We start from the raw sequence: 13049 nt of genomic DNA, 5'->3' as shown, positions 1-13049 counted from the left end.
TGACGGCGGCCAAGCACAAAGGAGAAAACGCATGTTCAAGCACATCCTGGTTCCCGTGGACGGCTCCAACAGCTCGATGCTGGCGGTTCACAAGGGCGTGGAGCTGGCCAAGGCCTTTGGCAGCACGCTGACGGCGGTCTACGTGGTGGACCCCTATCCGTTCACGGGCGTGGGCGCCGACTTCGCCTACGGCCAGTCGCAGTACCTGAGCGCGGCCACGGCCGAGGCCAACACCACGCTGGACGCCGTCAAGAAGATCACCGACGAGGCCGGCATCACCGCCACCACCGTGGTGGGCGAAGGCCATGCGGTGCACGAAGGCATCGTGCGCGTGCTCGAGAGCACGGGCGCCGACCTGATCATCATGGGCTCGCAAGGCCGCCGTGGCCTGGAAAAGCTGATGCTGGGCAGCGTGACCCAGCGCGTGCTGGGCGCCGTGCGCGTGCCGGTGCTGGTGGTGCGCGAGTAATCACCGGGCCGCTCGGCCCTTCGCCGGGTGAAACGTCAACGGCTCCCTCGGGAGCCGTTTTTGTTGGTGCGCTGCAAGGGGGGAGGGCGATCAGCGATTGAGCAGCCGTGCCAGCCAGCCCTTTTTCTTGCGCTGCAGTTCCAGCTCCTGCAGCACTTCGTTCTTGAGCCTTTCCTTCTCGGCGGCAGGACTGGACTCGCGCGCCATGCGCAGATAGGCCTTGGCCGAGTCCACGTAGCCGGTGTCTTCGTTGCGGATGTGGTTGAACAGCCAGCGCGAGAGCATGCCGTGCAGCTCGGCGGCCACGTCCTCGCCCGCATCGAAGCGGGTCTGCATCTCGATCACGCGGCGCGTGAACAGCTCGTGCACCTTCTTGTGCGGGCCGGCGAACATGTAGCCGGCGCTCTCGATCAGGCTTTCCTCGAACACGAAGTGCGAGACGGTGTAGTCGATCATCTCGCCGATGACATCGCCCAGGGCCTCGCGGTCGGGCGACGAGCGCAGCTCGTAGAGCTTGTTGATGTAATCGACGATGCGGCGGTGCTGCCGGTCGATTTCTGCAATCCCGGTGTCCAGCTCGGGGACCCAGACCAGCAATGCCATGACGTTCTCCAGGAATTCGGTGATTTCCGGAGAAGTATTCACGGGACTGTCACATAGCTCCTTGATGCAGATCAGGCTGATCTGCATCAATGAAATGCGGCGTTGGCCATTGCAGGCGGTGCCGGGCATGCAGCCCTGGCACCGCAGGCATGTCACTCGATCTTGGCGCCCGAGGACTCGACGATCTGCTTGGACTGCTTGAAGTCGGCCTGGAACATCTTGTCGAAGTCGGCCACGCTCATGGACTGGGGCTCGGCGCCCTGGGTCTGGATGGCGTCGCGCACTTCGGGCATGGCCAGCAGCTTGTTCACTTCGGCGTTGACCTTGGTCACGACGGCCGTTGGCGTGCCCTTGGGCATAAACAGGCCGTACCAGGTGCTCACGTCAAAGCCCTTGAGGCCCGATTCGGCCAGCGTGGGCGTGTCGGGCAGCGAGGACGAGCGCTTGGCCGAGGTCACGGCGATGGCGCGCAGCTTGCCGGCCTTGATCTGGCCGATGGCCGAGGGCACGGAGGACACCAGCAGGTCCACGTTGCCGGCCAGCGCATCCATCAGGGCCGGGTTGGAGCCCTTGTAGGGCACGTGCACCAGCTGGATGCCTGCGGCCTTCTCCAGCAGCACGCCCGAGATGTGGATGCTGGTGCCATTGCCCGGCGAGCCGTAGGTCACCTTGCCCGGGTGCTGCTTGGCAGCGGCCACGATGTCGGCCAGGGTCTTGTAGGGCGAGTTCACGCTGGTGGCGATCACGATGGGCGTGTAGGCCACGTGGGCCACGGGCACCAGGTCCTTGACGGGGTTCCAGGGCAGGTTCTTGTAGAGGTAGGGGCCCAGGACCACGTTGTCCTTCTGGCCCATGACCATGTCGTAGCCCGTGGGCGCTGCCTTGGCGGCCTCGGTGATGCCGATGGTGCCGCCTGCGCCCGCGCGGTTGTCGGGCACCACGGTCCACTTGCTGACTTCGGTGAGCTTGTTGGACACCACGCGCGCGAGGATGTCGGTGCCGCCGCCGGGCGGGAAGGGCACGATCATGCGCACGGGCTTGTTCGGGTAGTCGGCAGCCGCACCTTGGGCGGCTGCGGAAAAGCTCAGGCCCATGGCGGCGGCCACGGCGGTGCAGGTGATCAGTTGGCGGAACATGAAAGAAGAAACTCCAGGGTCTGATGGGGCGGTGCAACCCTCTCGCAGCGGACCGGCAGTGCCGGTCCGCCCAAGCGGTGGGTTGTCGATGATCGGGGAGGGTGGTTCCGCCATCTTGCATTGGGAAACCCGCTATTTGGGCGGATTTCCGCAATCTGTGCCACAGGGGCTTCCACCAAGGAGCAGCTTGTGCCTGCTCCAGAGGGAAGCGGGCTATTTTATGCCGCCTTGGTGCCTGGCCGCAGGCCAGGCGCTCAGGCCTGCGCCAACTGCCTGTCCAGCACGCGCACCGTCTCGTACAGCACGCGCGTGCCGTCCAGCAGCTGGGCGGGTTCTATCCACTCCTCGGGCGCATGGCTGCGGCCGTGGAGGCAGGGGATGAAGATCATGCCCATGGGTCCGGTGGGCGCCATGTAGACGGCGTCATGGCCGGCGCCGCTGGGCATGCGCATGTGGGCGTAGCCCAGGTTTGCGCAGGCCTGCTCCACGCCCTGCATGACCAGGCCAGCGCAGTCCGTGGGCCGGGAGCGGCTCACGTCGGCCATCTCGGCACGCACGCGCAAGGCGGCCAGGCCGGGCAGGACTTCGGCCAGCAGTTCCTCGGGGAAGCGCTCCAGCACGCCGGCGTGGTCGCTGCGCACTTCCATCATCATCTCGACCAGGCCGGGCACGGCATTGGAGGCATTGGGCGTGAGCGATAGCCGGCCCACGGTGGCCACCACATAGTGGGGTTGGCCATTGAGCGCGGCGGCCTTGCGGTTGGCCGCATCGATGATGCGCGCCGCGCCCACCAGCGCGTCCTGGCGGATGTCCATGGGCGTGGTGCCTGCGTGGTCGGCCTGGCCGCGCACGGTGAAGCTCACGCGGCGTATGCCCACGATGTTCGTCACCACGCCGATCGGCAGGCCGCGCTGCTCCAGCACCGGGCCCTGCTCTATGTGCAGTTCCACAAAGGCGGCCGTGCCGCCGGCGCTGCGCAGCGGGCGGTCCAGCGCCTCGGGCCGCGCGCCGATGCGGCGCATGCCTTCGGCCAGGGTTTCGCCTTGCGGGTTGCGGGCGGCCAGCATGGCGGCGTCCAGCTTGCCCGACAGCGCGCGGCTGCCTATGCAGGAGATGCCGTAGTCGCTGGGTTCTTCGGACAGGAAGTCGATCACCTCGAACGGGTGCTGCAGGGCGATGCCGTTTTCGTGCAGGCAGTGCGCGACCTCGATGCCGGCCAGCACGCCGATGATGCCGTCGAAGCGCCCGCCCATCATCACGGTGTCGCAGTGCGATCCGGTGGAGATGGGGGCGCGTTGCACCGGGCCTGGGGCAGCCGGCAGGCGGCCCACCAGGTTGCCGCCTTCATCCAGATGGACCTGCATGCCCGCTGCCTCGAACTGCCCGCGCAGCCAAGCACGGGCCTGGTCGAATTCAGGGGAGAAGGCGCGGCGGGTCCACGGCACGTCGGGCAGGGTGAAGGTGGACAGGGTCTCCACGCGGCGCCACAGGCGCTCGGCATTGATGGGGGGAAGGTTGGGGGCGGAGGAAGCGGGCAGGGCGGTCATCGGTCTCGGTGGCGTCTGGGGCAGCTGGATCGGGCAGCCCGAATTCTCGCGCGAAAAAAGCAGTCCTCACGGCAGGGGGCGCAGGCCCGCCAGCAGACGCTCGAGCGTGTCGAAGCTCACGGGTTTGACCAGGTGGTGGTCCATGCCGGCTTCCCGTGATCGTCTCAGGTCCTCCTCCTGGCCCCAGCCCGTGAGCGCGATCAGCACGACCTGGTCGCGGCCGTGCTCTGCACGGATGCGGCGGGCGACCTCCAGGCCGTCCATGCCGGGCAGGCCGATGTCCAGCAGCACCACTTCGGGCCTGAACGCCGCATGCATGGCCAGGGCGCCGGGGCCGTCGCGGGCAATCTCGACTTCGGCACCCAGCAGCCTGAGCAGCATGGCCAGGGTGTCGGCGGCGTCGATGTTGTCATCGACCACCAGGATGCGGCCGAAGGCCGTTGCATCCTCGGGCTGGGCATTCGGTGCCTGTCCCGCCAGGGGCTGCGCCTGCGTGGGCAGGGGCAGGTGCAGCCTGAATTCGCTGCCCTGGCCCTTGCCTTCGCTGAGCGCCTGCACGCTGCCGCCGTGCATCTCGACCAGGCTGCGCACCAGGGTCAGCCCGATGCCCAGGCCGCCCTGCCCACGGCGGCCGTTGCGGTCCACCTGCATGAACAGATCGAACACCTTGCCCAGCAGGGCGGGCGGGATGCCGATGCCGTTGTCGCGTACCGAGACCACGGCCTGCGCGCCATCGGTCCAGGCGGACAGAACGATGTGGCCGCCGGAGTGCGAGTACTTGGCGGCATTGTTGAGCAGGTTGGAGACCATCTGCGCCAGCCGCATCGGGTCGGCCAGCAGCGACACGGGCGCAGCGGGCAGTTCCAGGCGCAGCTGGTGGCTGCCTGCCTCCATGACCGCGCCGCTGGCCGCCACCACGCCTTGCAGCACATCGTTCAGGTCCACCAGTTCCTTGCGCAACTGGACCTTGCCCGTGGTGATGCGCGAGACCTCCAGCAAGTCGTCCACCATGCGGATCATGTGGTTAACTTGGCGCTCCAGCATCTCGTGGCTGTGGCGCACGCTGTCGTCGCCGCTGGCGGTGCGCTTGAGGATTTGCAGGCCGTGGCTGATGGGTGCCAGCGGATTGCGCAGCTCATGCGCCAGCGTGGCCAGGAATTCATCCTTGCGTCGGTCGGCTTCCTTGAGGTGGTGCTCGGCCTGTTTGAGTTCGGTGATGTCCTGGATGACGGAGCAGGTGCCTATGAGCTGGCCGTCGTCATCGCGCAGCGGCGCGCAGCTGACGCGCATCCACCATTCGCGGCCATCGTCGTCGGTGTGCAGCATCTCCAGACCCGGCATGACCACTTCGCCGCGCAGCGCGCGCTTGCAGGGCCAGTTCTCGGGGGCAATGGGCTGGCCCTTGTCATCCCATCCCTTCCAGCGCGGCATGCGGTCCGCCAGGGTGGAAGGAATGGCGCGCGGCACGAAGCGGTCCATGAGCGCATTGCTCAATACCATGGTGCCGCTCATGTCGGAGACGCCCACGCCCGCAGGCATCTGGTCGATGATGGCGCGCAGCTTTTTCTCGTTGGCCTGCACGGCGGCGTGGGCCTGTTCGCGCACACGGACCAGCTGCAGCAGCGATGCGATGCGCGCCAGCAGCTCGCGCGCCGAAAAGGGCTTGACCAGGTAGTCGTCCGCGCCCGCGCGCAGGCCTTCGACCTGGGCCTCCTGGCCGGCCCGCGCGGACAGCATGATGACGGGAATGGCGCGCGTGGTCTCGTCACTGCGCAGCGCATGCAGCAGCTCGAAGCCGTCGAGCACGGGCATCATCACGTCGGCCAGCACAAGGTCGGGCCGCTGGCGGTGGATGCTGGCCAGCGCGGCGCGGCCATCGCCCACGATCTCCACTTCATACAGCGGCTCCAGCAACTGGCCGATGTAGCTGCGCATGTCGGCGTTGTCATCGGCGCAGACGATGCGGGCACGTGGGGGCAGGGCACCACCGTGCATGTCCCGCTGCATGTCCCGCTGCATGGGCCTGGCTTCGTCGCTGGCGGCCGGGGCGGGCTCGCCGGGCAGCCAGCGCAGGGCCTCATCCACCTGCGGGTGCGCGGCAGGCGGGCGCGCGGGCCGGTGCTCGGCCGGAAGATGCGCATGCCCCCTGGGCAGGCGCACGGTGAAGCGGCTGCCTTCGCCCTCCGTGCTGCTGACCGTGACGGTGCCGCCATGCAGCCGCGCCAGTTCTTGCACCATGGCCAGGCCGATGCCAGTGCCCTCGTGCGTGCGGGCCGGCTTGCCGGGAATGCGGTGAAAACGCTGGAAGAGATGGGGCAGGTGCTGGGGCGCAATGCCCGATCCGGTGTCGGTGACGGACAGCTCCACCGCACCATCAGCCCCGCCCGCGCCGTGCGCATCGGACACATCGGGCACGTCGCGCAGCGCCACTGCGATTTCGCCTTGCAGCGTGAACTTGAAGGCGTTGGACAGCAGGTTGAGCACGATTTTTTCGTACATGTCGCGGTCCACATGGACCGGTCCGTCCAGCGGCGGGCAATCCACGCGCAGCCGCAGGCCGGCTTGCTCCACGGCCGAGCGGAACATGCTGGCCAGCTCGGCCGTGGTGCGGGCCAGGTCCGTGGGCTCGTAGCTGGCCTGCATGCGCCCGGCTTCGATGCGCGAGAAGTCCAGCAGGGCGTTGACCAGTTTTTGCAGGCGCAGCGCGTTGCGGTGGATCATCTGCGTCTGCCCGGCCGGCACCTGGCCGCCGTGCTCGCGCAGGGCATCTTCCAGCGGGCCCAGGATCAGCGTCAGCGGGGTGCGCAGCTCGTGGCTGATGTTGGAGAAGAACACGGTTTTGGCGTGGTCCACCTCGGCCAGGGCCTTGGCGCGCCGTGCTTCCTGCTCGTAGGCCTGGGCGTGCGCGACCACGCTGCCGGTGTGGCTTGCCACCATGTCGAGGAAGGCGCAGTAGTCCACATCCAGCGGGCGGCGCGGGCTGACGCCCAGCACCATCACGCCCGAGACCTGGCCGTCGCCCGACCAGCGCACAGGCACGATGCGCGCCAGACGCGAGGCCTCGGGCCAGGGGCCGCCGGGCAGGGACAGGCCCAGGGGCGCCAGTTCCACATTGGCGGGCTGGGCCGGCTGGGCCGCCTGATCCGCCTGATGCACCTGGTCCGTTCGGTCCGCTCGGTCCGATGGATGGGATTGCACGGCCCGGTCCAGCGGCCAGCGCGAGGGGTCGGCCGCCAGCTCCATGTCCAGATCCATGCCCGTGGCGCACAGCATCCTGAAGGCCGGGCCGCTGGCGCCTGCGCTGCCCGCGGCAGGGGTGTCCACGCATTCGTAGATGATGGCGAAGGGCACGTCATAGGGGTTCTCGTCCAGCACGGCGCAGACTTTCTGGGCGGCGTCCCTGGCGTTGTGCATGTCCAGCGTGCGTATGCCCAGGCGGTGCAGCGTCTCCAGGCGCCTGCGGCTGACGATTTTTTCCGTGGTCTCGGTGCAGGGGCAGAACACGCCCTGCACGGTGACGCCGTCATCGGCCAGGATGGGGCCGTAGGTGAAGGTCACGAAGACCTCTTCCTGCGGCAGGTCGCGGTCGAAGAAGTAGCGGGCGTCGGTGGACCAGGTGGCCTCGCCGGTACGCATCACGCCTTCCAGCATGGGGCCGATATCGCTCCAGATCTCGCTCCAGCAGTGCGCGCCGGCCTGGCCCAGCGCCTGGGGGTGCTTGCTGGTTCCCAGGAAGGGGATATAGCCATCGTTGTAGATCAGGCGGAAGTCTTCGCCCCACCAGATGGTGATGGGAAAGCGCGAGCCCAGCGCCAGGCTCACGGCGTTGCGCAGGGTCTGCGGCCAGCCGTCCGGCGCTCCCAGGGGCGTGGCCGCCCAGTCGTGGGAACGCACGCGTGCCGGCATTTCGCCGCGCTGCGGCAGGAATCGAAAACTGTCTTCTGAGTTCACACTTTCTCCCACGGCAATTGCGGGTCTCGGGTCTCGGGCCTGGCCGCAGTCGCGGTTATTTTGACTTGGACTGGCCCGCCTGCCTGCCCCGGCCCGAGCCCGACAGCTTGCCGCCGCCGCTTTGCCTGTTCACGGTGGCCCAGGCGCGCTTTTCAGCTTCTTCGTGGCCCACGCCGCGCGACTCGTAGCTGTCTTCGATATGCCGAGCCTGGCGCTTTTGCTTATCGGTATAGGCCGATTTGTCACCTTGTGGCATGTCACTCTCCCTTGCGCGTCTGTTCCTGCTCCGGGGACGGTGGCAGCTCGATGGGCGGCGCCGTGGTGGGCGGGTCGATGGGCTCGGGCCCGCGCGGGCGGCCGGGCTGGCGGTTGGGATCATCGGGGGCCACGGGGTCGTTGGGCGTGGTCGGCACCTGGGGAATATTGGGTGCGTGGGGCAGAGGGTGGTTCATGGTGCGTGTCCTTTGGGGGGCTGGTGAGGGGGGATGCCGGCTCAGCGCGCAGGCGTGGAGGTGGGGCAGGCGTCGTGGCCGGATCAGCCTGCTGCGGCGCGGCGGAAGGCGCGGGCGGCGACGCGGGCTGTGTCGCGGGAGACGGTGAGGGCGAAGGCGTTCCAGTCGCTCCAGTGGCGCTGGGCGCATCCAGCCGGCCCTTGGGGGCCATGAAGTTGAACATCAGCACCAGGATCAGTGCGACGGCGGCGGTGAGTGCGCCTATGCGCAGGGGCCAGCGTCCGTCGCGGATGTGGTTGTTCTCGCTGCGCTGGCGTTCGAGGGGGCATGCATTCGGCGGGGTGAGTTGTCCATGGCGGGCTCCTTCAGTCCATGAGCTTTCACCTTAGGCCGGGCGGCGGCCTGCAACTGTCGGACAAGGCATGCCCTGCGGGAGCGACAAGCCGCTGCACGGCGGTGGGGCTTGGCAGGACGGGCCGGACAGGCTTTTGGACAGGCACGCCGCTTGCCACAAAGCCAGGTTTCAGGCGTGGCGCCTGCGCCGGTCGGCCGGTTCTATGCGCAGCAGCTGGCGGTATTTGGTGACGGTGCGGCGCGCCACGACCAGGCCCTGGGCACCCAGCTGGCGTGCGATTTCGACATCCGACAGCGGCCGCGCATCGGACTCGGCCGCGATGATGTCGCCGATCAACTCGCGGATGGCCGTGGCCGAGCAGGCATTGCCGCTGGCGCTGAGCATGGGGCGCGAGAAGAAATGCTTGAGTTCGAACACGCCCGTGGGCGTGGCCATGTATTTGTTGTTGGTCACGCGCGAGACGGTGGACTCGTGCACGCCCACTTCCTCGGCAATCTCGCGCAGCACCAGCGGTTTCATGGCCATGGCGCCGAACTCCAGGAACAGCTGCTGCTTGCGCACGATGGCCTGCGCCACGTCGAGGATGGTGGAAAAGCGCTGCTCCACGTTGCGCACCGTCCAGCGCGCATCCTGCAGGTGGTCGGCCAGTTGGTTCTGGCCGCTGCGGCGGTGGCGCTGAAACAGCTGCTCGTAGACGCGGTTCAGGCGCACGCGCGGCACGACCGCGGGGTTGAGGTGCACGTTCCAGCCGTTCTGGCCCCGGCGCACGATCACGTCGGGAACGATGTAGTCCACGTGGGAGGATCCGAAGTTCCAGCCCGGCCTGGGATTCAGCCGACGTATGCAGTCCAGCGCCTGCGTGATCTGCGCGGGCGGCACCTGCAGCGCCCGGGCCAGCCGGGGCACGTCGCGGGCGGCCAGCGCATCCATGTGGTCCTGCACCATGGCCTGGGCCAGCTGGCGCAGGTGGGCATCGCCGATCTGCGGGCATTGCAGCAACAGGCATTCGCCCACGCTGCGGGCGGCCACGCCGGCCGGGTCCAGCGATTGCACCAGGCGCAGGGCAATGAGCATTTCCTGCGCGTCAGGTGCGGGGCTGAGGGCCAGCAGGCCGGCCAGTTCCTGCAGCTCGGTGCGCAGATAGCCGTCGTCGTCCAGCGACTCCACGATGGCGCGGGCCATGCACAGGTCGCGCGGCGTCATCGCCATCACATTGAGCTGGCCGTGCAGGTGCATGGCCAGCGTGGTCTCGCAGGCCGCCAGATCCATGGCCGTGCCTTCTCCATCCACCCCCTGGCGCGCGCCCGTATGCATGTCGGCCAGCCACAGGTCGCGGTCGTCGGCGGGTTCGGTGGCGGGGCCCGGCAGGTGGTCGGCCGGGTCGGGCGGGTGCTGCGTGCCGGGGAGATCGCGGTCCATGTCCAGACCGATGCCCATGCCGATGCCTTCATCCATGCCCGTGTCCGGGGACAGGCCTGCCTCCGGGGCCAGCCTGCCCATGCCGCCTTCCCGGTCCTCTTCACCCAGCTCCTTGCCGTCGAGCAGCCCCTGTTCGTACTCGCCGTCCTGCGCATCCTGCGGGTCTTCCAGGAACGGGTTGTCCTCCAGCTTGCTGCGCACCACGGCGGCAAAGTCCAGTGAGGACATCTGCAGCATCCGCACTGCAAGCTGCAGGCGGGGAGAAAGCGTCTGGGACTGGCGTATGTCCGCCCTGAGGTGCATGGAACCCATTTCATCTCCTTGGTGCGATGACCCGAAGACGCAAGCTCCATGCCGCCATGCGGGCGGCGAATCGTCTGGATACACTTTGGGCACGAAACCTGCTGTGGTCTCCCTGCGCAGGCGGCACGGGGCCCAGGGTTTTGCCGCCGCTGCGGGGGATCGGTTCTGGAACAGCGGGGCCGGTCATGGCGTCCACGGCAGAAATTGCCGTTTGGGCGCAAGGTTTTCTGCAAACTTTGCCATGCACCAGTCCACCAGCTTCCACACGGTCCCGCCCCCGGGGGCCCAGAATTCCGTTCCACGGGAGGCGCCGCGTGATGCCCTGCCCGAAGATCCCATGTCCATACGCCTGAGGTTGGTCCTGCTGCTGCTGGCCTTGCTGGTCTTTGTACTGGCGGCCTCGTCCTGGCTGCTGTTGCGCGCCTACCAATCCGAGCATGCGGCGCAGGAGCAGGCCGCGCGCGTCAGCAGCATGGCCGTGGCCCGTCTGCTGGACAAGGAGCCGCGCACGGCCGGCGCCGACCAGGTGCTGGCGGCCTTGCGGCCCTTGCTGGACTCCGGCTGGCCCGGCTTTCTGGTGGACAGCACAGGCCGCGCCCTGCCGGCCGGGCCCGGCGCGGCAGCCGACCTGCCTGCCTTGCCCGCCGATTTCAGCGAGCGGCTGGCGGCCAGCCTGGCGCAGGCTGCGCCCGGCGTGAAAAGTGCGGGGCAAGGCGCAGAGCAAAGCGCTGGGGGGGACGCAGGGCAGGGCGCTTTGCAGGGCTGGCTGGATCTGCCAGATGCGCAGGGCGGGCCGCTGCGGGCCTTCTTCAGCAAGTCCGCCCAGGGCTGGACCTGGGTGAGCTGGGTCCCCTGTTCTGCGCTGGACCCCGCATGCTCCCGGCCCCTGAAGGGGGTGATCTGGGTGGCCATCGTTTTGTTTGCGGTGGCGGGCCTGGGATTGGCGCGGCTGGCGCTGCGGGGCAGCGCTTCCCTGGTGTTGCCGGCAACGGGCGGCAATGCGCAAGACCAGGGCCAGGGCGGCGGCGGTGCCGGCCTGTCCGAAGGCGCTGCGGTGGACGCTGCCGGCCTCGAAGAGGCCGCTGCCCGTCTCCAGAGCGAACGTCTGCAGGTGGTGGGGCGGCTGGCAGGCCGGTTTTCCCATGAGTTCAACAACCAGCTGGGCATTCTGAGCAACAGCGCCTATCTGATAGAGCGGCGCTCCGAGGACCCGGCACTGAGCCTGCCTGCCCAGGCCATGCTGCGCTCGGTGGACACGGCCAGCCGCCTCACGCAGCAACTGCTGCGTTTTGGGGCGCACCATTGCACGCATGCGCTGGTGGTGGACCTGTACCGCTGGCTGCCCGGCCTGCAGGGCACGCTGGCCGTGGTGCTGGGCAAGCGCATGGCGCTGGAGGTGGCGGAGCCTGCCGAGGCCAGTCAGCCCGGCCAGCCGGCGCCGCGATTGGGCGTGCATGTGGACCCGGATGAACTGGAGCTGGCGCTGATCAGCATTTTTCTCGCCATCCGCGAAGCGATGACCGATGGCGCGCAGGTGCACATGGCCGCCCGGCCCCTGTCCGAGGACCTGGCCCAGGCCCAGGCCGCAGCTTCTCGCGGGAATGCGCTGGTGGAGATCCGCATCGAGGCCATGGCCCACGGGGCGGGCGCCGCCAGCACCGGCTCCGGTACCGGCGAGGCGGGCGCGCCACGGCTGGAACGTGTGGAAAGGCAGGAGCCGCCGCCTGTCTTCACTCCATTGAACGATGCCGATGCGGACGCCACCTGCGGCCTGAGCCTGGCGCGCCGCCTGTGCCTGGAGCGCGGTGGCGTGGTGCGGGCCGAGGGTGAGCATGGCCGCTGCCTGGCGGTCTCACTGGTGCTGCCGCGCGTGGCCATGGCGGCGCAGGACTGCCTGGCGCAAAGGCTGGACTGACAGGCCGCCTGGCTGGGTTTCAGCGCGGCACGCTCCGCTTGCACAGGTTGAAGATGGCCAGCAGCGCAACGGCGCAGGCCAGAGAGACGAAGATGGACATGGAGGTGGCCGGCGCCTCCGTCTGCGCATTCATGGCCGAAGGCCCCAGCATCGGCGCCAGCAGCCAGCCGCCCAGCAGTGCGCCTATGGCGCCTATGACCACGTTGAGCAAAATGCCTTGCTCGGCCTGGGTGTTCGTGACCATGCTGGTAATCCAGCCGATCAGGCCACCCACCATCAGCCAGATGAGGAAGTCCATGGCATCGCCCTTGAAAAAAAGTTACGGTTGGTGATCAAGGGCAATCGGCGTGCCCGGCTCCTGCAGGCCGTTCAGAGCCTAGGCTTGTCAGGGGCGGTGTCTTGGTCCGAGGCAGGGCGAATCTCTGCACGCTCCGCCTCATGGCCCGAAGGCGTCTGGGCATCCAGGCCCCGGTCGGGCGACTCGCTGACCTGGGGCAGGTCGGCGGCGTGCTCTATCAATTCCTCGATGATGAAGCGGCCATAGAGTTGGGCGCGCTCGGCGCCGGCGGCCTTCAGGGCATCGGCGGCCGTGCGTGCAGCCTCGTCGTTGTCCACGCGCACCACCAGCCAGTGGTAGCCGCGTTCGGCCAGGGCCTGGTGGGCCTTGACCAGGTTGAGCTCCTGGCCCACGGCGGCAACGGGGCTGGCCTGGCGCAGGTCTTCATCGATCTGGGCCAGCATTTCCCGGTCGGAATAGCGCTGGATGTCCTGGGCGGGCAGCTCCAGCGCCTGCAGCGCGGCCACGCCGTCATCGGCCTGCGCAGCTGTGGGAAACGAGACCACCATGTGGCCCACGGGCTTGAAGACACCGTAGGCGCGGGGAGGAGAGGAGTCCATGG

At 68.3% G+C, this 13049-nt stretch carries 11 protein-coding genes; 2 read left to right on the top strand and 9 right to left on the bottom strand.

The features are described 5' to 3' along the window. The first annotated feature begins 31 nt into the window (after nucleotides 1–31). Nucleotides 32–469: a universal stress protein gene (locus tag CLV01_RS20340; protein WP_012206159.1), complete on the top strand. Its 438-nt coding sequence runs from the start codon at nucleotides 32–34 to the stop codon at nucleotides 467–469. 90 nt (nucleotides 470–559) lie between these two features. Here the strand turns inward: CLV01_RS20340 and CLV01_RS20335 are convergent, their stop codons facing one another. From CLV01_RS20335 to rpoN, 7 genes are all read right to left on the bottom strand, one after another. Next, nucleotides 560–1114 (bottom strand): bacteriohemerythrin, encoded by a 555-nt coding sequence (locus CLV01_RS20335; RefSeq protein ID WP_256974407.1) that lies wholly within the window; start codon nucleotides 1112–1114, stop codon nucleotides 560–562. Between the two features lie 110 nt (nucleotides 1115–1224). Beyond that, nucleotides 1225–2208: a Bug family tripartite tricarboxylate transporter substrate binding protein gene (locus tag CLV01_RS20330; RefSeq protein ID WP_043825246.1), complete on the bottom strand. Its 984-nt coding sequence runs from the start codon at nucleotides 2206–2208 to the stop codon at nucleotides 1225–1227. A gap of 254 nt (nucleotides 2209–2462) precedes the next feature. Next, nucleotides 2463–3755, bottom strand: coding sequence for a Zn-dependent hydrolase (locus CLV01_RS20325; protein ID WP_099733359.1), 1293 nt, complete (start codon nucleotides 3753–3755; stop codon nucleotides 2463–2465). Between the two features lie 66 nt (nucleotides 3756–3821). Next, nucleotides 3822–7649: an ATP-binding protein gene (locus CLV01_RS20320; protein WP_373681072.1), complete on the bottom strand. Its 3828-nt coding sequence runs from the start codon at nucleotides 7647–7649 to the stop codon at nucleotides 3822–3824. Nucleotides 7650–7761: 112 nt separating this feature from the next. Next, nucleotides 7762–7962: a hypothetical protein gene (locus CLV01_RS20315; RefSeq protein ID WP_013801919.1), complete on the bottom strand. Its 201-nt coding sequence runs from the start codon at nucleotides 7960–7962 to the stop codon at nucleotides 7762–7764. A 1-nt stretch (nucleotide 7963) separates the two neighbouring features. After that, nucleotides 7964–8158, bottom strand: coding sequence for a hypothetical protein (locus tag CLV01_RS20310; protein WP_012206153.1), 195 nt, complete (start codon nucleotides 8156–8158; stop codon nucleotides 7964–7966). Between the two features lie 523 nt (nucleotides 8159–8681). After that, nucleotides 8682–10244 (bottom strand): RNA polymerase factor sigma-54, encoded by a 1563-nt coding sequence (rpoN, locus tag CLV01_RS20300; protein WP_099733362.1) that lies wholly within the window; start codon nucleotides 10242–10244, stop codon nucleotides 8682–8684. A 328-nt stretch (nucleotides 10245–10572) separates the two neighbouring features. Here rpoN and CLV01_RS20295 point away from each other — a divergent pair, with 328 nt between their 5' ends. After that, nucleotides 10573–12150, top strand: a complete 1578-nt coding sequence (locus CLV01_RS20295; protein ID WP_257221424.1) for a hypothetical protein — start codon at nucleotides 10573–10575, stop codon at nucleotides 12148–12150. A gap of 19 nt (nucleotides 12151–12169) precedes the next feature. Here CLV01_RS20295 and CLV01_RS20290 read toward each other — a convergent pair whose 3' ends face one another. Both CLV01_RS20290 and CLV01_RS20285 read right to left on the bottom strand, forming a co-directional pair. Beyond that, nucleotides 12170–12448 carry a GlsB/YeaQ/YmgE family stress response membrane protein gene (locus tag CLV01_RS20290; protein WP_013801923.1) on the bottom strand — a complete coding sequence of 93 codons (279 nt, stop codon included), beginning with the start codon at nucleotides 12446–12448 and terminating at the stop codon, nucleotides 12170–12172. Nucleotides 12449–12519: 71 nt separating this feature from the next. Continuing rightward, nucleotides 12520–13047 carry a hypothetical protein gene (locus CLV01_RS20285; RefSeq protein ID WP_099733364.1) on the bottom strand — a complete coding sequence of 176 codons (528 nt, stop codon included), beginning with the start codon at nucleotides 13045–13047 and terminating at the stop codon, nucleotides 12520–12522. Nucleotides 13048–13049 lie beyond the last annotated feature (2 nt).

The sequence above is a fragment of the Delftia sp. 60 genome, assembly GCF_002754395.1.
Taxonomy (GTDB): domain Bacteria; phylum Pseudomonadota; class Gammaproteobacteria; order Burkholderiales; family Burkholderiaceae_C; genus Comamonas; species Comamonas acidovorans.
This window is presented reverse-complemented; position numbering and strand designations above follow the sequence as displayed.